Source organism: Paracidobacterium acidisoli (assembly GCF_003428625.2).
GTDB classification, from domain to species: Bacteria; Acidobacteriota; Terriglobia; order Terriglobales; family Acidobacteriaceae; genus Paracidobacterium; species Paracidobacterium acidisoli.
This window is the reverse complement of sequence record NZ_QVQT02000006.1, coordinates 189,915-209,714: the sequence shown is the minus strand read 5'-3', so window position 1 is coordinate 209,714 and position 19,800 is coordinate 189,915. Positions and strand designations below refer to the sequence as shown.

At 63.2% G+C, this 19,800-nt stretch carries 11 protein-coding genes; 7 read left to right on the top strand and 4 right to left on the bottom strand.

All coding sequences use genetic code 11. The features are described from left to right. Positions 1–186: 186 nt before the first annotated feature. Positions 187–1,554, top strand: a complete 1,368-nt coding sequence (locus D0Y96_RS16790) for a TROVE domain-containing protein (RefSeq protein ID WP_117302223.1) — start codon at positions 187–189, stop codon at positions 1,552–1,554. Between the two features lie 121 nt (positions 1,555–1,675). On the opposite strand, the gene D0Y96_RS16785 is transcribed toward D0Y96_RS16790, so the two are convergent. Next, entirely contained in the window at positions 1,676–2,992 is a 1,317-nt protein-coding gene (locus D0Y96_RS16785) for a hypothetical protein (protein WP_117302221.1), read from the bottom strand. Between the two features lie 382 nt (positions 2,993–3,374). Here D0Y96_RS16785 and D0Y96_RS16780 point away from each other — a divergent pair, with 382 nt between their 5' ends. Next, on the top strand, positions 3,375–6,761 hold the full coding sequence (locus D0Y96_RS16780; RefSeq protein ID WP_117302696.1) for a TonB-dependent receptor: 3,387 nt from the start codon (positions 3,375–3,377) through the stop codon (positions 6,759–6,761). Positions 6,762–6,833: 72 nt separating this feature from the next. After that, positions 6,834–8,342 carry a CehA/McbA family metallohydrolase gene (locus tag D0Y96_RS16775; RefSeq protein WP_117302218.1) on the top strand — a complete coding sequence of 503 codons (1,509 nt, stop codon included), beginning with the start codon at positions 6,834–6,836 and terminating at the stop codon, positions 8,340–8,342. Between the two features lie 443 nt (positions 8,343–8,785). Here D0Y96_RS16775 and D0Y96_RS16770 read toward each other — a convergent pair whose 3' ends face one another. Genes D0Y96_RS16770 through D0Y96_RS16760 form a run of 3 tightly spaced genes read right to left on the bottom strand, consistent with a single transcriptional unit; the run spans position 8,786 to position 12,086 of the window. Further along, on the bottom strand, positions 8,786–10,483 hold the full coding sequence (locus tag D0Y96_RS16770; RefSeq protein ID WP_117302216.1) for a M1 family metallopeptidase: 1,698 nt from the start codon (positions 10,481–10,483) through the stop codon (positions 8,786–8,788). A 42-nt stretch (positions 10,484–10,525) separates the two neighbouring features. After that, complete coding sequence (locus tag D0Y96_RS16765) at positions 10,526–11,308, bottom strand: SDR family NAD(P)-dependent oxidoreductase (RefSeq protein WP_117302213.1); 783 nt, start codon at positions 11,306–11,308, stop codon at positions 10,526–10,528. A gap of 58 nt (positions 11,309–11,366) precedes the next feature. Continuing rightward, a complete protein-coding gene (locus tag D0Y96_RS16760; RefSeq protein WP_117302211.1) occupies positions 11,367–12,086 on the bottom strand; it encodes a GntR family transcriptional regulator in 720 nt (239 codons plus the stop codon). A gap of 298 nt (positions 12,087–12,384) precedes the next feature. Between D0Y96_RS16760 and D0Y96_RS16755 the strand changes: the two genes are divergently transcribed. The 4 genes from D0Y96_RS16755 to D0Y96_RS16740 all read left to right on the top strand — a co-directional run bounded on the left by D0Y96_RS16755 (position 12,385) and on the right by D0Y96_RS16740 (position 19,773). Next, complete coding sequence (locus D0Y96_RS16755) at positions 12,385–15,720, top strand: TonB-dependent receptor (RefSeq protein WP_117302208.1); 3,336 nt, start codon at positions 12,385–12,387, stop codon at positions 15,718–15,720. Positions 15,721–15,816: 96 nt separating this feature from the next. Then, complete coding sequence (locus D0Y96_RS16750; protein WP_117302205.1) at positions 15,817–17,103, top strand: acetylornithine deacetylase/succinyl-diaminopimelate desuccinylase family protein; 1,287 nt, start codon at positions 15,817–15,819, stop codon at positions 17,101–17,103. Positions 17,104–17,236: 133 nt separating this feature from the next. Further along, complete coding sequence (locus tag D0Y96_RS16745) at positions 17,237–18,676, top strand: sodium:solute symporter family protein (RefSeq protein ID WP_158562451.1); 1,440 nt, start codon at positions 17,237–17,239, stop codon at positions 18,674–18,676. Continuing rightward, a complete protein-coding gene (locus D0Y96_RS16740) occupies positions 18,673–19,773 on the top strand; it encodes a P1 family peptidase (protein ID WP_117302200.1) in 1,101 nt (366 codons plus the stop codon). Before D0Y96_RS16745 ends, D0Y96_RS16740 begins: the two co-directional genes overlap by 4 nt. Positions 19,774–19,800: the final 27 nt, after the last annotated feature.

The following is a 19,800-nucleotide window of genomic DNA, read 5'->3' as shown; positions in this document are numbered from 1 at the left end:
GCGCCGCTTAAAACGCGGAGGTGCAGGTTCGATCCCTGCCGCGAGCGAAAGCCCGCGTAGCTCGGCAACACATCCGCAGCCGCTTATTCCCCGGCGATAACGAAAATAGGCCGAACCTGGCCAAACAAAAGTAAGCGGCACTTAGCCGAAGAAAAAGCCGGGCTAAGTCGCGAAAGGAGAAACACTATGGCGCGTTTGAATATTCTGAAGCTGGGCCATCCGGCACCGGCGCGAAATCTCTTCCGTACGCATGAAGGCGCGCCGGCCGTCACGCTTACGCCGGAGCAGATGCTGCGCCGCAGCATCCTCACCTGCATGCTCTGGGAGAGCCAGTTCTACGAGGATGGCGTCGAGATCGCCGGCCGCATCGGCGGCCTTGTTCCAGCCGTCGAGCCGGCCCGTGTCGCCGCGCTTGCCATCGAGGCCCGCGAGCAGATGAAGCTGCGCCATGCGCCGCTGCTGCTCGTGCGCGAGATGGCGCGCCACGCCACGCACCGCGGTCTCGTGGCTGAGACGCTCGCCCGCGTCATCCAGCGTGCCGACGAGCTCTCCGAGTTCGTCGCCCTCTACTGGGCCGGCGGCCGCGCGCCGCTCTCCGGCCAGGTGAAGAAGGGGCTCGCCGCGGCCTTCCCCCGCTTCGGCGAGTACGCTCTGGCCAAGTACGACCGTGCCGGAGCCGTGCGTCTGCGCGACGTCCTCTTCCTCTGCCACGCGCGTCCTCGCGATGCCGAGCAGGCCGAGGTGTGGAAGCGCCTCATCGACGGTAAGCTGGCCACGCCCGATACCTGGGAGGTCGCGCTCTCCACCGGCGGCGACCGCCTCGCCACCTGGGAGCGCCTGCTCACCGAGCGCAGGCTGGGCGCGCTCGCTCTGCTCCGCAACCTTCGCAACATGAAGGAGGCGGGCGTCGGCGAGGATCTGGTGCTCGCCGCGCTCAGCGCGATGAACACCGGCTGGGTGCTCCCGTTCCGCTTCCTGGCCGCCGCGCGTTACGCGCCGCAGTGGGAAGAGGCTCTGGAGCGGGCGATGTTCCGCTCGGTCAGCACGGAGAAGCCGGGCGCGCACGCGAAGCTCGCCGGCCGCACCGCGCTGCTGGTCGACGTCTCCGGCAGCATGGTCGCGCCGCTCTCGCAGCGGTCGGAGATGTACCGCACCGACGCCGCATACGGCCTCGCCATCCTGCTGCGCGAGATCGCGGAGGAGATCAGCATCTTTACCTTCTCCGACGAGCTGAAGCAGGTGCCTGCGCGTCGCGGCTTCGCTCTGCGCGATGCGCTCGAGACGAGCCAGGAGCACAGCGGCACCAACCTCGGTCTGGCGCTGAGCCGGCTCGACGAGACGTGCGGCAAAAACCGGGAGCCGTACGACCGCATCATCGTCATCACCGATGAGCAGTCGCACGACCGCGTGCCCGCTCCTCGCGGAACCGGCTACATCATCAACGTGGCCAGCTATCGCAACGGTGTCGGCTATGGCGCGTGGACCCACATCGATGGCTGGAGCGAGGCCGTCATCGAATACATCCGCGAGCTGGAGAGCGCCGGCTCGCACTAACCTCAGCCCGGCCGGGAACGATCGAAAAACAGCGATCGAAAAAGATCGAAGGCAGCGATCAAACCGATCGTTCGATCCGAACCGGCCGGCTTTTCTTTACTCCATCGCCAGCAGACCGCGCTCAGCCGATCCGGCTGGCAATGATCTGCGTATTCGCCGCGTTCGACTCGATGCTCGTCGACTGCAGCAGAATCTCGAACGGCTTCAGTCCGCCCTCCGGCAGCGATGCCGCGTGCAGCACCGTCTCCAGCGCGTCTTTTCTCAGCAGCATCTCCGCCGCCGCCTGCGTCCCTGCCACGTCCAGCCCTTCCACCAGCAGAATGTGCCCGTTGCCGCTCAGGTTAGGAATGTAGGCGATCACCGCATACGTCTGGTGTACCGGCTCGTTCCAGTGGCTCACGTACTCCGCCGCCTCGCCCGGCCGGGGTTTGGTGTTGATCACCCACGCCTGCTGCATCTCGTTGCGGTAATCGATCTTAAAGTTCATGTTCTTCTGCGCCACGCCGGCCCAGGGGTCGCTCCCCAGCGATCCGATCAGCACCACGTTCCCGCGCTTCAGGTCGTCCAGCCGCAGATCGCGCGGAAAGCGCAGAAAGAGCCGCCGCGGATCGATCTCCGAAAGCCGCGACAGCGCCGACACGATCTCCAGGTCCACAAAGCTCGTGTACTCCTGCGTGCGCAGATCGTTCGAGCTGTGTTCGTCCATCGCCGGCAGCGGCTGCGTCAGAAAATCTCCATTCAGATAATCCGCCAGCGAGATCTGCCGGTGCGAAAGGTCTTCAATCATGTTGAAGCCGCAGTCGGCCGGAACAATAAACGTGCTCAGCGGCGAGTGGAACATCGCCGACCACAAAAGCTGCGAAGGCTCCGGCGGCAGGTGCGTCTCCGGATACCGCGCCCGCACCACCATCGTTGCCCATACCAGGATCGCCGAGTACGCCAGCAGCACGCCCCCGCCGAGCGCCCACTTCCGCCAGCCCCCGCTCCGGACCGCCTCCGCCGCATCCTCCTGGCTCTCCGTTACCGCTAACGGGCCGGAAACGACCTTCGGCTGCCGCGGCTCGCGCCCGGCAAAGGCCGGAACATACCCTCCCAGCGGAATCTCCACCCGAAAGGACTCTTCAAGCCCGTCGGCGGCAAAGTACTCCGCCAGCCGTTTTCGCAGCTGCCGGGCATAGTTGCGGACAATATTGTCTTCGACCGTGCGGTAGCCGTGCGGCCGGTCGAAGACCGTCACGCCGATCTGGTATTCGCTGATTTCTTCCTGGCGCCCCTGCAGCATTTCCGTGCACACAAACAGCAGAAACTTTGACAGCAGCGGCGCTCGCGCAAACTGGCGGCTGGCGACGATCCGCTGAACAAGCTGCCATCGGGGATCGTCATGAAGGCTGTATCCGGCCGGCTCTATGGCAGGAAAAGAGACCGGTGCGCTTTTCATCGTCAGGCTCCCTTCTCGATTCGCAAGCCATCTCACCCAGGCGGTGAAGTGTCCTGCCGGCGGTTTCCTGGCACTTCCAGGCTATCTGTTTTTGGTAAATATGCGATGAATGCCGCCCGCATTCCGCCTTCAAAAGACCGTGTTCACTGAGAATTTATGACATCGGTAAGCATTTAATTATAAATGGCTTAACCTCTGTTTACCCAGGGGTATACACGGGATTTCCCGAGGGGTAAACCCTTTTCCTCGAAAGTGTGCGGTCCTAGCTTGATCCTGGCGAAATCCCCCACAAATATTTCGCAGGAGTGCCAGTGTGAACACCTTATCGACCGCAGTTCAAAAAATCTTCCTGTCGCTGCAGACTACCCAGGCAGCGATGCGCATGCGGTGTCGTCCCCGAAGCATCGCCGCACTCTCCGGACTGATCTTCCTGGCCGCCGGTCTTCAGGCCCAGGTCAATACAGGAAACCTGAGCGGTCTGGTCGTGGACCCCACAGGAGCCATTGTCAGCGGTGCCGGCGTAACCGTTACCGCTCCCGCCACCGGATACACCCGCGCCGTCCACAGCGAAGGCGACGGCAACTATCTCATCCCCGACCTCCCCATCGGCCGTTATAACGTCGCCGTCACCGCCGCCGGCTTCTCTACTCTGAACCAGGAGGTCTCCATCGGCGTCGGTATGCGTATGCGCCTCGACTTCCACCTCCAGGTCGGCGCCGCCACCCAGACCGTCAACGTCGAAGCGAAGAACGTGAGCCTCTCCCAGGACGACGCCTCCATCGGCACCCTGGTCACCAGCGACACCATCAGCGGCACGCCGCTCTTCCTCCGCAACTGGGACGACCTGCTCCGCACCGTCCCCGGCGTCCAGATCAACCGCTACACCAATCAGGCAGGCGCTACTTCTTCCGGACGCACCGGCAGCTTCAACGTGAACGGCGTTCACTCCCTGCAGAACGACTTCATCCTCGACGGCATCGACAACAACACCTTCTCCGAGAATGTGCAGGAGCTCAGCACCGAGTCCGCGCACCCCTCCGTCGACGTCATCTCCCAGTTCAACGTCATCACCAACCCCTACTCGGCCGAATACGGCCGCAGCCCCGGTGCCGTCGTCTCCGTTAACACACGCAGCGGCTCCAACAAGCTGCACGGTACCGTGTATGAGTACGTGCGCAACCAGTACTTCGACTCCTTCGACTACTTCACCAAGCGCACCCAGACCAAAAAGGCCGAAGACAATCAGAACCAGTTCGGAGCCAGCCTCGGCGGCCCCATCCAGCGCGATCACCTCTTCTTCTTCTTCAATTACGAGGGCACCCGCATCAAGCAGGGTCTGTCGCGCATCTCCACCGTGCCGCTCGATAACGAGCGCATCGGCGACTTCAGCGCCGCCGCTGCCTCGCAGGCCGGAGTCGGTCCCTATCCGACCATCTACAACCTCTCCACCTGCCCTGAGCCCATCAACATCAAGACCTGCACGCCGGCGCCGCTGGTCAACAACAGCTTTCAGTCCGATCCGAACGCCCACATCGACACAGCGGTGGCTAAGCTGATCGCGCTCTTCCCGGAGCCGAACTACAAGCCCGGCTCGTCGACCTTCCCCGACAACAATAACTACTCCCGCACCGGCGGATCGACCGACTTCAACGACAGCTACGACGCGCGTATCGACTGGGCGCCGTCCTCCTCCGACACCGTCTTCGTGCGCTACAACTACTTCAACCGCACCCGCAGCATCCCCGGCTATCTCGGCGGCCTCGCCGACGGCACCTCCACCTCCGCCTGGGGCAACCAGATCCTCAAGGGCAACAGCGTGGTTCTCGGCTGGACGCGCATCCTCAGTCCGCGCATGGTCAACGACTTCCGTCTGGGCTGGGTGCGCGACTACTCCTTCGCCTCGCAGCAGCCCTTCAGCCTCAGCCAGCTTGCCGGCAGCTTCCTGCCCGGCGTGCCCGACAACCCATCCATCGGCGGCGGCGTGCCGCTCACCACCTTCTCCAACCACTCCAACGCCTTCGTCGGATCGCCCGACTTCCTGCCCAAGCAGCAGGTTCCCATGCTCTGGCAGTACAACGACACGCTCTCCTGGGAGCTGGGCCGCCACAACCTCAAGGCCGGCGTCACCCTCTTCCTGCCCATGCGCAACCTCTTCCAGGATGAGCCCGGCATGCGTGGCGATCTGACCTTTACCGGCGTCTTCTCCGGCCTCGGCTCCGCCACCCAGGGCGGCACCACCAACGCCCGCGACTACGCCGACGGTCTCTTCGGCGCCACCCAGTCCGACCAGCTCACCAACGTCTTCTTCGTCGATCAGCGCCTCTGGATGGCCTCAGGCTTCATCGAAGACGACTGGAAGGTCACGCCGCGCCTCACCCTCAACCTCGGTCTGCGCTATGACTTCGCCGCGCCGGCCGTGGACGGCAAAAACCGCATGGCCAACTTCAATCCCGCCGGTTCGGGCTCTCTGGTCTTCGCCAAATCCGGCTCGCTCGGCGACCGCGCTCTGGTCGATCCCAACACCACCGACTTCGGCCCCCGCATCGGCATCTCCTACTCGCTCGACAGCAACACCGTGCTGCGCGCCGGCTACGGCGTCTACTACACCGTCTTCGAGCGCATCGGCAGCGAAGACGAGCTGGCTCTCAACCCGCCCAACCTCATCAACAAGACGCAGGCCAGCAACACTCAGTCGGTTATCGTGCCTGAGATCGGTTTCCCCTCCAACTACCTCGATCCCTCCACCATCAACCTGAACAGCCTGCAGGCCTTCCACATCCGCTCCATCAACCCCGTCGCGCACGCTCCGATGGTGCAGCAGTGGAGCGGCGGCATCCAGCGCCAGATCGGCAACAACTGGCTGGCTGAGGTCGACTACGTCGGCACTAAATCCACGCACCTCGACGTGATCTACGACTACAACCAGCCCATCATCCAGGGAAACCAGAACACCGGCGTCATTCCCTATCCCAACTTCGGCCAGGTCGAATACACCACCCCCATCGGCTTCGGCAACTACAACGGTCTGCAGGCCAGCCTGCGCCACGCCATGCACAACGGCCTCAGCTTCGGCGCGGCTTATACCTGGTCGCGCAGCCTCGACAACACGCCCGAAGAGCTCGAGAACAACTCCGGCGATGCGCCGAACGGCCGCAACTACGCCGCCTGGTACGGTCCCAGCGACTTCAACGTGCCGCAGCGTCTCTCGGCCAACTACGTGTACGATCTCCCCTTCGGACACGGCAAACAGATGCTGAACTCCGGGCCGCTCTCCTGGATCTTCGGCAACTGGCGCACCTCCGGTGTCTACACCTTCTACAGCGGCCATCCCTTCACCGCGAGCTGGGGCAGCGAGAGCAGCCTGCTCGATCCCTACGGCTATGCCACCGCCGTTCCGAACGTCGTCGGCAAAGTGCATTACCTCGGCAGCACCAACTGCTGGTTCTACACCGCCGCCAACAGCGCGTGTAAAGCTTCGAGCGGAAGCTATGTCAACCCCTTCGTCGATGCCGGTAAGAACGTCATCGGCAACGGCTCGCGTAACAGCCTGCGCGGACCCCAGACCCAGGCCTTCGATGCCGCTCTTATCCGCAACATTCCCATCCACGAGAGCTGGAGCGCCGAGGCCCGCTGGGAGGTCTTCAACGTAGCCAACCACGCCCTCTTCGGCCAGCCCGGCGGCAACATCAGCAGCGGCAGCGCCGCGCAGATCACTACGCTCTCCGGTGATCCCCGCGTCATGCAGTTCGCTGTCCGCCTCAACTGGTAAAAGTTGTGCCTCCCTCTTAACCCGGGAGCACCTCGCGTGCCTCCCGGGTCTTTTTTTTGAGAGATTCTCTGTATGAAGCTTTCTGCGCGCCTCTCCTCCGCACGTCTGCTGCCCATCGCGCTCTTCGCACTCTCTCTCGCCGCATCCGCGCAGACCCCTCCGGCACAAAACGATCCCGCCCCTCCCGACCTCGTCCTCAGCGGAAAGGTCACCGGCACACAGAACCACACCTACATCGAAGTTCCGTTTGAGGTGCCCGCCGGCATCCACCGCATCAGCGTCGATTTCAGCTACACCGGCCACGAGGCCCGCACCACGCTCGATCTCGGCATTGAAGATCCCTATCGCTTCCGCGGTGAAAGCGGCGGCAACAAGAGCCACTTCACTCTCAGCGAGACCGACGCCACGCCGTCCTATCTGCCCGGCCCCATTCTCGCTGGCCGCTGGCATCTGCTGCTCGCCGTGCCCAACATTCGCGCCGCCTCCGTCGCCACCTTTCGCGCCGAGATCCGCTTCAACTCGCACCTTGAAGACAGCAGCTTCACCCTCGCGCCGCTGGAGCAGGGAAGCCGCTGGTATCGCGGCGACCTGCACATGCACACCGCGCACAGCGACGGAAGCTGCGCCGGCCAGAGCGGCCGGCGTGTGCCCTGCCCGCTCTTCTTCACCGCGCAGACCGCGGCCTCGCGCGGCCTCGACTTCATCGCCATCTCCGACCACAACGTCGAATCGCAGTACAACGAGATGCGCGAGCTGCAGCCCTGGTTCGACCGGCTGCTCTTCATCCCCGCCCGCGAGATGACCACCTTCTGGGGACACTTCAACATCTACGGCACCACTCAGCCCATCGACTATCGCGTCGCCGCGCACAATGGTCGCGATTACAACGCCATCCTGCGCGAAGTGGCCGCCAAAGGCGCCATCGCCTCCATCAATCACGCCGAAGCGCCCGGCGGAGAGGTCTGCATGGGCTGCCGCTGGGAGCCGCCCATGCCCGTCGACATGAGCCTCTTCACCGGCGTCGAAGTCATCAACGGCGGCAGCATGCTCTTTTCGAGCGACGCCTTCTGGGAGCAGCAGCTTCGCGACGGCCACCGCCTCACCGCCGTCGGCGGCAGCGACAGTCACAACGCGCTCGCACCCGCGCAGCCGCCCAACTCCATCGGCTTTCCCACCACCGTCGTCGAGGCCCGTGAGCTCTCCGTCGCCGCCATCCTCGACGGCATCCGTCACGGCCGCGTCTTCATTGACCTCACCGGCTCACGCGACAAACGCATCGACATCGACGCTGAGGCCGGAGCCGCGCACGCCCGCATGGGCGAAGACCTCGTCCTCAAAAACGGAGAAGCCGTGCATCTCTCCGTACACGTCGCCGCCTGCGCGCACGATGCGCTGCACCTCTTTGTCGACGGCAAAGAGACCGCCGCGCTTCCCGCCATCTCCATCGATCAGCCCGATCAGACCCTCAGCGCCACATGGACCGCAGCCGGCAGCGGCCGCCACTGGATTCGCGCCGAAGTCCACGACAGCAGCGGCAGGCTGCTGCTCTTCAGCAACCCCGTCTACATCAATTTTCCGTGATGAGGAGCAAGCCGCTCACTCTCTGACAGGGAAACGAAAATACCCTCCCCTTGTCATCCCAAACACCTTCCCCTTGTCATCCCGAGCGAAGTCGAGGGATCTGCTTTCTTCTTCCCCAGGCAACATCCCTGGGTGCCCCATCCTTCACGAAGTGAAGGGTGGGAGACCGGTCTTTCTGTCAGTGCCGTCATTGTTTTGTATCAGGGCACGGCTTCAGCCGTGCCGTAAAAGCCGGAAAAAGAGAGGGCTTCAGCCCCTGAAGAGAAACTGCCACAGTGGTAGAAACTACTACAGTCGTAGAAACTACTCCAATCTTCGGTAGTGTCTCAGTTGCAATTGCTTTGTATCAGGGCACGGCTTCAGCCGTGCCGGAACTCGGGAAAAATAAGCCGGGCTTTAGCCCCTGATGTGCTCCTCTTTCAAACTGAGACACTTCTCAATCTTCACTGCCTGCTCACGTTCACGTAGTACAGATCGGTCGCCACTTCGAACGTGTCTTTGTTCAGGTCCGTCTTCATCGTCTGCCACGTGGTCGTGGGATGAACAATCTCCCAGTGCTCCTTCGTGCCCACGCGCACCGGCATGGCGAAATCCGCCTCATCGACCTTCCATCGATAAGCCACCGTGCCCGCCGCCTCGTCGAACTTCAGCTCCAGCGTGGGAATATCCGGATGCCGCAGATACTGGTTGAAGATCGGCGTCAGATTCATCCCCGTGTGCTGGTTAAAGTACGCCACCACGTCTTCGGTCATGATGTTCTGATATTTGAAGTGCTGATAGAAGTCGTGAATCAGCCGGAACCAGCGTGGATCGTTGTCCACCACGCTGCGCAGCGTATTCAGCATCAGCGCGCCCTTGAAGTACTGATCCTCGGGAGGCGTCGCATTCACGCCGCGCTCCTGAATGATCGGCCGCTGATTTTTGATCTTCGGCTTCAGCCCGTCTAGATAGCGGATCGCGTCGTCGTGCCCCCACCGGTACTCGACATACAGCCCCTCCAGATACGTCGTCCATCCCTCGTGGACCCACATATCCGAGCGGTCCTGCGCCGTAATGCTGTTGCCGAACCATTCATGCCCGCTCTCGTGAATGATGATGAAGTCGAACTTCAGGCTGATGCCGGTCCCCGTCCAGTCGCGCCCCAGGTATCCGTTCCGGAACTGGTTGCCGTACGCCACCGCGCTCTGGTGCTCCATGCCCGAGTACGGCACCTCCACCAGCTTGTATCCGTCCTTCGCAAACGGATACGGCCCGAAGTAATGCGTGTAGGCCGCAAGCATTCCCGGCGCCTGCGCGAACTGCTTCTTCGCCTTCTCCAGATCCTCCGGCAGCACATAGTAATCGAGCGGCAGCTTGCCGAAATGATCGGAGAAGTGAACGTAGTTGCCGATATTCAGCGCCACGTCGTAGTTGTTGATCGGATAGTGTACGAACCAGTCCCACCGCGTGTATCCATCGCCCAGGTCCGTGCTGCCCAGGAACTTTCCGTTCGATACATCCACCAGCCCCTTCGGCACCTCGACGCTGATCTCCATCTCGCGCACTTCATCGCGCCACTGGTCCTTGTTCGGCCACCAGATGCTCGCGCCGTCGTCTTCGCACGAGGTCGTGATCCACGGATGCCCCGACGCATCCTTCTCGAAGGTGATCCCTCCGAACCTTCCCTTCGACAGCGGATGCCCCGAGTAATAAAAATCGATCGAGTACACATGCCCGGCGCGCAGCGTCTGCGGAAAATCCACGAAGACCGCGCCCGCGTCGCGCTCGTACTTCAGTTCCGTCTGTCCCAGCAGAATTTTGTCGATCTGCAGCTCCGGATACAGATCGAGCTGAATCCTCGTTCCGTCCTTCAGCATGCGGAAGCGAATCGTATTTCTGCCGCTGAGAAACTTCTTCTCCGGATCGACGCGCACGCTGAGGTGATAGAACAGCAGGTCGTTGTTCGCTCTGTATGGCCCGTACGCGCCGCGCAGAATATCCGCGTGCGTCGGCGCTGCCGCCGCCGGCGGAGCGCTCTGCGCATAGAGCGTCGCCGTTGCGCACGCAGCGAGAACAGCAGCACAGGCCAGAGAGGAAAGCGAGGTCAGCGAGAAGAAGAGGGAAGTGCGCCGTCCGCGCCTGCCGCCAGCAGAAAAGAACATGGTTTCAGCCTATCCCAACCCTCCGAGCTTACACCCGCCGCTTCACAGCGGAGGCGTAAAGCGCCCATCCACGGCCGTCCATCCGCCATCCACCAGCGTCAGCGTTCCGGTCACGAACGAGGCCGCATCCGAGGCCAGATACACCACCGCTCCGGCAATCTCGTGCGGCTGCGCCCACCGTCCCAGTGCGCTCTTCTTCGCGTAGGCGTCATACCATTCGCGGTTCGCCGAGATCGGTGCCGTCAGCGGAGTGTCCACCACTCCTGGGCCAATCGCATTCACCCGCACTCCCTGCGGACCCAGCTCCGCGGCCAGCGTGCGGCACATCTGCAGCACGCCCGCCTTGGTCGCGGCATACACGCCCTGGCCTGGCTCCACCGTCAGCGCGCGAATGCTGGCCATCGCGATGATGCTGCCTCGGCCGCGCTTCGCCATAGTGCGCCCCGCCGCCGTCATCAGCCGGAAGGTCCCCTTCAGGTTCAGCGCGATCACGCGATCGAATTCGTCCTCGGTCATCTGCAGCAGCGGCTTCCGCACGTTGATCGCCGGCGTGCTCACCAGAACGTCCAGATCCGACAGCGCCGCCATCGTCTGCAGTACCGCATCGCCATCGCGAATATCGAGCGCCAGCGCCGAGCCGTGTCCGCCCGTTTCGCTCAGGCTCTTCGCCACGCGCTCTGCCGCGTCCGCATTCATATCGGCGCAGATCACCTCCGCGCCGTGCGCGCTCATGCCCCGCGCCGCCGCTTCGCCAATGCCGCTTCCCGCGCCCACCACCAGAGCTTTTCTTCCCGACAGATCGAACAGCTTCCTGTAATCGAACAACGCCCTCACTCCATTCCGCAGAGAACTTCCCTTCGTTCTCTCCAGGTCCGTCACCGCATCACGGCTTTACGCTCAGCCTCGCGGAAACCGACAGGCGCTGCTCGTCCCTCACCGGCTCGAAGACCGCTTCGCCGAATCGCAGCGCGCTCATCAGCAGGCTCGCGCTGCGCTGCATCGCATTGGTAATGTGCTCGGTCGCCCGCAGCCGCGCCATCTCCGGATCGCGCGCGCGGATCGCGGCAGCCAGTCCCACGTGTTCCTTCACCAGCGCGGGACCGTAGGAATCGAAGGGCAGGCCAAGGTAGAAGAAGCGCATCAGGCGCACGTGTACATTGCTCACCACGTCGTAAAGCTGCTGGTTGCGCGTCGCCCGCGCAATCAGGCAGTGCAGCTGATAGTTCTGCCGGATGAACTGGCGATAGCTCTGCCGGTCTCCGACCTGGTACTCGTACTCGGCCAGCAGGTCCATCTCGTCCAGCTCTGCGCTCGTTGCCCGCTCCGCGGCAAAGGCCGCCGCGGAAGGCTCGAAGATCATCTGCAGCTCTTCGAGGTTGTGAAACTCCGTGACCGACAGCGGTGCGATCGCGTAGCCGCGAAAGGGAATGATGCGAATCAGTCCGTCGTTCTCCAGCCGCCGGCACACTTCACGCACCGGCGTGCGGCTTGCGTGGTAGCGGCGTCCCAGCTCGGCTTCTGAAAACGCGGCCCCCGGCGAAAGCTCACACTCGACTATGTCCTGACGAACCTTCTGATAAAGACGCTCGACAATCGTTTGCATGCGGACTCTGGTGTATCAGCGGCATCCGGCTGTGTCAAGAACGCTGCACATCGGTATACCGAGTGTTGACAGTCTCTGCCCTCAGGTGTACTGTGTCGCTCAATCCATATACGAATGCTCTGCAGTGCCCGTATTTCGCGGCTTTCTGCAGAGTTTCTTCGTTCTGTGTGTTCGCATTTTGCAGCGTGCCGGCGGCATCGTCGCGGCCCTGATTTGGCGCAGTCCGCGTTCCCCGGTTACAACTGCAACAGGGGCCTGTAACAAAAGCGGTCCTCGATAAAAAATTCGGAGAACACCGATGCGAATCAGGTACCTCCCTGCTGTGCTGCTTGTTTCTTTTTGTATGACGGGGGCAGTCAATACCGCTCTGGCGCAATACACCACAGGAACCATCGCCGGAACCGTGACCGATTCCACCGGCGCCGTTCTGCCCGGTGTCGCCGTCACGCTTCGCAGCGAAGAGAGCGGTCAGGCGCGCTCTCTCACCACAGGACAGGCCGGCGAGTATGTCTTTCCCGCTCTGCCGCCCGGCCGCTACGATCTCACCCTCATCGCCACCGGCTTCGAGCAGACAAAGGCCGTCGTCACCGCCGTCAGCAGCGAAACCGTTTCGCAGAGCTTCGCCCTCAGACCAGGCGCGCAGACCACCACCATCGAGGTCGATGCAGCCGCATCGAACCTCAGCATCACCAGCCCCGAGCTGCAGACCAGCCGCTCCTCCGTCGAGCTCAGCCAGCTTCCTGCCTCCACGCGCAGCCCATCCGATCTCGCCACCCTCGAGCCCGGCGTCACCCCCGTCTATCTTCGCGGAGGCGGCGCGCTCGTCGCCGTCAGCGGCGCGCAGACCGGCCTCATCTCCGCCTACGGCAGCCGCGCCCGCGCCACCGCCGCATCGCTCGACTACACCGACATCACCGACTGGGAGTTCGGCGGCATCGCGCTCGGCACGCAGCCCAACGTCGACATGATCTCCGAGTTCAACACCATCACCGGTCCCTTTGAAGCCGAGTACGGCGTCGAAGCCGCCAACATCGTCGAAGTCACAAAGAGCGGCACCAACCATCTGCACGGCACCGCCTACGACTACGTCGAGAACGACTATTTCAACGCCCGCAGCTACTTCGACACCACCGGCAAGCCCACTCCGCTCAAACAGAACAACTACGGCCTCAATGCCGGCGGACCGCTGTGGCGCAATCGCACCTTCCTCTTCGGTGGCTTTCAGAAGATCAGCACCCGCGGCGCCGGTTCCACCTTCACCTTTCCCGTTCCCACCGCCGCTGCGCTCGCCGGAGCCACCGACACTCTTGCTCTGCAGCTCTTTCAGAAGAACGTGCCGCTGCCGTCGAATGCTCCCGCCGCTGCCGCCGGCGCCAACATCACCGAGACCATGAGCTCGCCGAACGACAGCTACTTTTATCTGCTGCGCGGTGATCATCACTTCTCCGGCAATCACTCGCTCTCCATCCGCTATCTCTTCAACAAGGGAACCGCCGTGCTGCCCTACGCCGGAACCGTCAACTTCCTGCCCGGCTTCGGCGCCGACTTCGACACCGGCGCGCACAGCGTCAACATCTCGGACACGTATCTCTACGGCAGCAACAGAGTGAACGAGCTGCGCATCGCCTACGGCCGCTCCTCGGCGCAGTTCAACGCGCAGGACACCACCGGCATTCCCCGCATCGACTTTCTCAATGCCTACTACAGCTTCGGCGAGGCGCAGTTCTTTCCCCAGGGCCGTCTCTTCAACACGTATCAGGTCAGCGATACCTTCAGCTGGATTCACGGCCGCCACGCGCTCAAATTCGGCGCCGACATCCGCTACATTCAGGACAACTCCAGCAGCACCACCAGCGGCGGCATTCGCGGCACCTTTGCCTTCGACTCCATCGAGAGCTACCTCGCCGGGCAGCCCGTCTCCTGGTCGCGCGTCTTCGGCGCAACCTACGAGGGCTACCGCATGGGAGTGCCCGGCTTCTTCGCGCAGGATGAGTGGAAGGCCCTGCCCGGCCTCACGATCAACTATGGTCTGCGCTATGAGGTGCAGGGCGCTCTGAATGAGGTTCACGGCCTCATCTCCGAGCTCGATACCGCACTCCAGGGCGTCACCGTAGGCGCCGCCGGAACCGGTCCGCTCGGAGCCTTCCGCTCCGGCAATCCCGGCATCGCCGCCAACTACGGCAACGTCTCGCCGCGCATCGGCTTCGCGTGGAGCCCCGGCAATCACAGGCTGCTCGTACGCGGCGGCTACGGCGTTTACTTCGACACGCATAACTTCGCTCTGCTCGCCAACACGCGCTTCGGCCCGCCGCTCAACTACACCGTCTCGCTCGCGCAGTTCACCGGAGGCAACAGCTTCGACAACATCGTCAACGGCACCGCGCCCATCGTCTCCGATACCAGCGCGCAGATCGGCTCCTTCGGCTCGCTGGCCAACTTCGGCAGCATCGTCTCCGTCACAAAGCACCTGCCCAATCCCTACACGCAGAACTACATGCTCGGCGTGCAGTATCAGCTCGCCCGCCGCACCGCGCTCAGTGCCGACTATCTCGGCAGCGTCAGCCGCAAACTCACCGATCTCGGCCCCATCAACTCTGTCGCCGCGCCTCCGCCCGCTCCAAAATCTCTCGCTGAAGAGGCCGCCTGCATCGGCACCACCACCAGTCCCGGTCCATGCGCCGCTACCGTCGCGCAGGAATACGGCCCAGGTAACAACCGCATCGACCCGCGCTTCGATCAGGTCGATCAGCTCGCCGCCGACGGTGGCTCCAACTTCAACGGTCTCGTCCTTCAGTGGAAGCAGAACGCCGTCTACGGTCTGCAGGCGCAGGCCTCGTATACATGGTCGCGATCGCTCGACGACGACTCCGACTACAACCTCGCGCAGATCAGCAACGAAGAGAGCTTCCCGCAGGGGCAGGCAGCCGCGCTGCACAAGCTCGAGTACGGCCCCTCTGATTTCGACATCACCAACCGCTTCCTCCTCACCACCGTCTGGCAGCTACCCTGGTATAAAAATCAGCTCGGCCTCATCGGCCATCTCCTCGGCGGCTGGACCCTCTCCACCATCAACTCCTGGCAGTCCGGAGCCCCCGCAACCCTCTACTCCGGCTCACGCCTCGGCCCGCCCGATCCCTCCACCGGAAAACAGATCGCCATCTCCGACGTGAACCTCGACGGCAATCTCGTTCAGACCACCGGCAGCGACAACACCCGCGCCACGCTCAACCCCGGCGGAAAGGGCTTTAAATTCGGCAGCCCCTCCACCATCCCCGCTCCGCAGGATCGCGGTGTGGGAGGGCTGCCCGCAGACACCAATTCCAGCGGCTTCAGATATGTGCAGACGCTGGTGGGCAACATCGGCACCATCGGCCGCAATACCTTTCGCATGAATATGCTTCCCACCATCGACTGGTCGCTCGCCAAAGACACGCGCTTTCTCGAAAGCGGCCTCCTCGGCTCCGGCCCGTGGAGCTTCGAGCTCCGCGCCGACGCCTTCAACGTCTTCAACATTCCGTTTCTCACCGCCACCGGATACGAGACCTGGAACAATCTCGCCAACGCATCCTTTGGCCTCTACAACACCGCAGGCAGCTCGCGCTGGCTGCAGCTCACAGCTAAGATCAGTTTCTGATCCGCGCCGGTATCTTTTTGCCCGTATCTTTTTCGGAGCCGCGCTCTTTCGCCGCTCCTGGGCTGCTCTCTAATTCATCTCCGGGGGAGAAGGACCATGCACCATCGGTCGATCGATACACCGCAGGCAGCCGTGCTCAGGCAGATCGAAGAGATCAGCGATGAGATGATCTCCTTTCTGCGCGAGCTCGTGCACATTCCCACCGTCAATCCTCCCGGCGAAAACTATGCCGCCGGCGCCGAGCTCATCGGCAGCAAGCTGCGGCAGTTCGGATACGAGACCCATTTCATCGCCGCCGAAGGCAGCAGCGAGCACAGCGAGCGCTATCCCCGCATCAACGTCTTCGGACGCATGCCGGGCTCGCGCCCGCGCCCCTGCCTTCACTTCAACGGACACTTCGACGTCGTTCCCGTCGGTGCCGGCTGGACCCGCGATCCCTTCGGTGCGGAGATCGCCGATGGAAAGCTCTACGGCCGCGGAGCCTCCGATCAGAAGGCCGGCATCGCCGCCTCCATCTTCGCCGTCGAAGCCATTCGCCGCGCCGGAGTCCGCCTGCAGGGCTCTGTCGAGCAAAGCGGCACCGTCGACGAAGAGAGCGGAGGCTTCGCCGGTGTCGCGTATCTCGCCAGGCACGGCTGGATCGGCCAGGATAAAACCGACTTCGTCATCATCACCGAGCCCACTAACGTCGACCGCGTCTGTCTCGGCCATCGCGGCGTCTACTGGTTCAAAGTCGTCACCCACGGACGCATCGCGCACGGCAGCATGCCGCACTTCGGCATCAGCGCCATCGATCACCTCGCCGAATTTCTGCACCAGGTCAACAGCCGCCTCAGGCCGTCGCTCGCCACGCGCAAAACCTCCATGCCCGTCGAGCCCCCTGGCTCGCGTTATGCCAGCATCAACGTCAACGCGCTCTTCGGCGGCCAGCCGGAAGAAGGCCCGCAGACGCCCTGCGTCGCCGACCGCTCCGGAGCAATCTTCGATCGCCGCTTCCTCGCCGAAGAAGACTTCGAGCAGGTGCGCGGCGAGGTGCGCGCGCTGCTCGAAACCCTTCGCGAAAAAAATCCCGAATTTCGCTACGATCTCGAAGACCTTATGATCGTGCATCCCGTGCAGACCGACCCCGCCTGCGAGCTGGTCGCCGCCATCTCCGCCGGCGCCGAAGAGGTCCTCGGCTATCGCCCCGCTCTCACCGCCAGCCCCGGAACCTACGACCAGAAGCACGTCGTCCGCATCGGCAACGTGCATCAGTGCATCGCCTACGGTCCCGGCATCCTCGATCAGGCGCATCTGCCCGACGAGTATGTGCGCATCGAAGACGTCGTCACCTCCGCCAGAATCATGGCGCTCACCGCCCTCCGCCTTCTGGGAACGGAATAATGCGCACGAAGAAGATTCAGGTGCTTCCCCTCTGCATGTTTTCCGCTGATGTGGAACTGCGTCCTGCACCCTGTGCCCTGTGCCCTGCACCCTGCGCTCTGAGCCCTCGCCCCGCAGAATGCGGAGTGCGCGCATGAACCTCTACCTCACCGCGCTGATCGTCTACTCCGTATTTCTGATGGCCCTCGGCCTCTTCATCAGCCGCCGCGTCAAAACCTCGTCCGACTTCCTCGTTGCCGGCCGCTCCTTCGGCCCCGGCATGCTCTTCGCCACATTCCTCGCCGCCAATATCGGAGCCGGTTCCACCGTCAACGCCACCGGCCTCGGCTTCCGCTATGGACTCTCCGCCTGGTGGTGGGTCGGTGCCGCGGGCATCGGTGGATTCTTCCTCGCGCAGCTCCTCGGCCCGCGCCTCTGGCTCATCGCCAAAGAGCACAACCTCAGCACTATGGGCGATTACCTTGAGTTCCGCTATAACAAGGCCGTCAAAGCCGTCATCGCCATCCTGCTCTGGGTCGGAACCCTCGCGCTTCTCGCCGCGCAGCTCATCGCCATCTCTACCATCCTCAACGTCTCCGTCGGAACTCCGAAGTGGCTCGGCTGCCTCATCGGCGGCATCGTCGCCATCGTCTACTGCACCGCCGGCGGACTCGTCTCATCGGCCTTCGTCAATATCTTCGAGCTCATCGTCACCCTCTCCGGCCTCGTCCTCGCCGTGCCCTTTGCGCTCCACGCCCTCGGCGGCTGGACCCACGTTACCTCCGCCGTCGCTGCGCAGCCCGGCCGGCGCTTCATGCTCAGCATCACCGGCGTCGGACTGAGACAGATCCTCGGCTACATCGCCATCCTCACGCCGTCCTTCATCATCTCGCCTGGCCTCGTTCAAAAGCTCTACGGTGCAAAAGATGTAAAGACCGTGCGCATCGGCATCACCGTCAATGCGGTCGCGCAGCTCCTCTTCGCCTTTGTGCCCGCCATCCTCGGCATCTGCGTCTTCGTTGCCGCGCCGCATCTGGCCTCGTCCGATCTCGCTCTTCCCGCCGCCATGAAGATGCTTCTCCCCGCCTGGCTCGGCATGTGGGCCATGGCCTCCATCTTCTCCGCCGAGCTCAGCGCCACCGGAGCCATCCTCTTCATGCTCTCCACTTCGCTCGCCATCGATCTCTACAAAACATTTCTCAATCCGAACGTCACCGAGCGTCGCCTGCTCACCGCCAATCGTCTTGCATCCGTCTTTGCCGGTCTCGCCGGAATCCTCTTCGCCATACAACTGCCCAACATCCTTGCCGCCGTGCAGATCTTCTACGGCCTGCTCTCCGTCTCGCTCTTTGTTCCCGTCATCGCCGGACTCTATTCGCGCCGCGTGCTCTCCTCCGCCGCGCTCAGCAGCATCGCCGCCGCGCTCGTGGCCACTCTGGCCTCCATGCGGCTCACGAACGGACAGGGCTGGTGGATACTCTCCCCTCCGGCCATCGGAATCCTTACCTCCGCCATCGTCATGCTCGCCTTTCGCATCCTGCATCCCGCGCCAGCCGCGCTCAGCAACACAACCTCCGTGGAGACCGCAAAATGAAGCGTCGTGATTTCAGCCGCACCCTCCTCAGCCTTCCGCTCGCCGCCGCCGCATTTCCCGCACTCGGCCTGGCCGAAGCTCCTTTTGATACCGATACGGTTACAAATCCTTACGGCGGCTCCATCACCGATGTCCCCGGCATCCAGGTCGGCCATCACACCCTCACCGAGCGCCCCACCGGCTGCACCGTCATCCTCTGCGGAGAAGGCGCCACCGCAGGCGTCGACGTGCGCGGCTCCGCTCCCGGAACCCGCGAGACCGATCTCCTCAATCCCATCAATGCCGTCGACAAGGTCAACGCCATCGTCCTCTCCGGAGGCAGCGCCTACGGCCTCGACGTCGCCACCGGCGTCATGCGCTGGCTCGAGGAGCACAAGCTCGGTTATCCCATCGGACCGCTCGGCGTCGTCCCCATCGTGCCCTCCGCCATCCTCATGGATCTCGGCGTCGGCGACTTCCACATCCGTCCCAATGCAGACTCCGGCTACCAGGCCTGCGTTGCTGCCAACTCTTCCCAGGTGCCGGAAGGCAACGTCGGTGCGGGTGCCGGAGCCACCGTCGGCAAAATGTTCGGCATGAAGTTCGCGATGAAGTCCGGCCTCGGCACCGCCGGCGTAAAGGTCGGCGACACCGGCATCGTCGTCGGAGCCATCGTCGCCGTCAACGCCGTCGGCGACGTCTATCACCCCGATACGCACCGCATCCTCGCCGGAGCCCGCTCCGAAGACGGCAAAGGCTTCCGCAACGCCATGCAGCAGATACTCGAAGGCTATCGCGTCGTCCGCTCCGTCGGAGCCAACACCACCATCGGCGCCATCGCCACCAATGCGCCCTTCACCAAAACGCAGATGACCAAGATCGCGCAGATGGCCCACGACGGCTATGCCCGCGCCATCAATCCCGTGCACACCATGTTCGACGGAGACACCATCTTCGCGCTTTCCACCGGCGTCGCAAAGGTCGAAGCCGATGAAAGCGCCATCGGAGCCATCGGCGCGGTCGTCATGTCGCGCGCCATCGCCCGCGCCGTCATGCAGGCCACCGGCATTCCTTCGCTCGGTCTGCCTGCATGGCGCGATTATGCGCAGCACGTCTGATGGGCGCGGCACGTCGGATCGCGTTCA

What these genes read in the sequence shown, in the direction of transcription:
- D0Y96_RS16790 (WP_117302223.1), top strand. Translation starts at nt 187, where the DNA reads ATGGCGCGTTTGAATATTCTGAAGCTGGGCCATCCGGCACCGGCGCGA.
- D0Y96_RS16785 (WP_117302221.1), bottom strand. Translation starts at nt 2,992, where the DNA reads ATGAAAAGCGCACCGGTCTCTTTTCCTGCCATAGAGCCGGCCGGATAC.
- D0Y96_RS16780 (WP_117302696.1), top strand. Translation starts at nt 3,375, where the DNA reads ATGCGGTGTCGTCCCCGAAGCATCGCCGCACTCTCCGGACTGATCTTC.
- D0Y96_RS16775 (WP_117302218.1), top strand. Translation starts at nt 6,834, where the DNA reads ATGAAGCTTTCTGCGCGCCTCTCCTCCGCACGTCTGCTGCCCATCGCG.
- D0Y96_RS16770 (WP_117302216.1), bottom strand. Translation starts at nt 10,483, where the DNA reads ATGTTCTTTTCTGCTGGCGGCAGGCGCGGACGGCGCACTTCCCTCTTC.
- D0Y96_RS16760 (WP_117302211.1), bottom strand. Translation starts at nt 12,086, where the DNA reads ATGCAAACGATTGTCGAGCGTCTTTATCAGAAGGTTCGTCAGGACATA.
- D0Y96_RS16755 (WP_117302208.1), top strand. Translation starts at nt 12,385, where the DNA reads ATGCGAATCAGGTACCTCCCTGCTGTGCTGCTTGTTTCTTTTTGTATG.
- D0Y96_RS16750 (WP_117302205.1), top strand. Translation starts at nt 15,817, where the DNA reads ATGCACCATCGGTCGATCGATACACCGCAGGCAGCCGTGCTCAGGCAG.
- D0Y96_RS16745 (WP_158562451.1), top strand. Translation starts at nt 17,237, where the DNA reads ATGAACCTCTACCTCACCGCGCTGATCGTCTACTCCGTATTTCTGATG.
- D0Y96_RS16740 (WP_117302200.1), top strand. Translation starts at nt 18,673, where the DNA reads ATGAAGCGTCGTGATTTCAGCCGCACCCTCCTCAGCCTTCCGCTCGCC.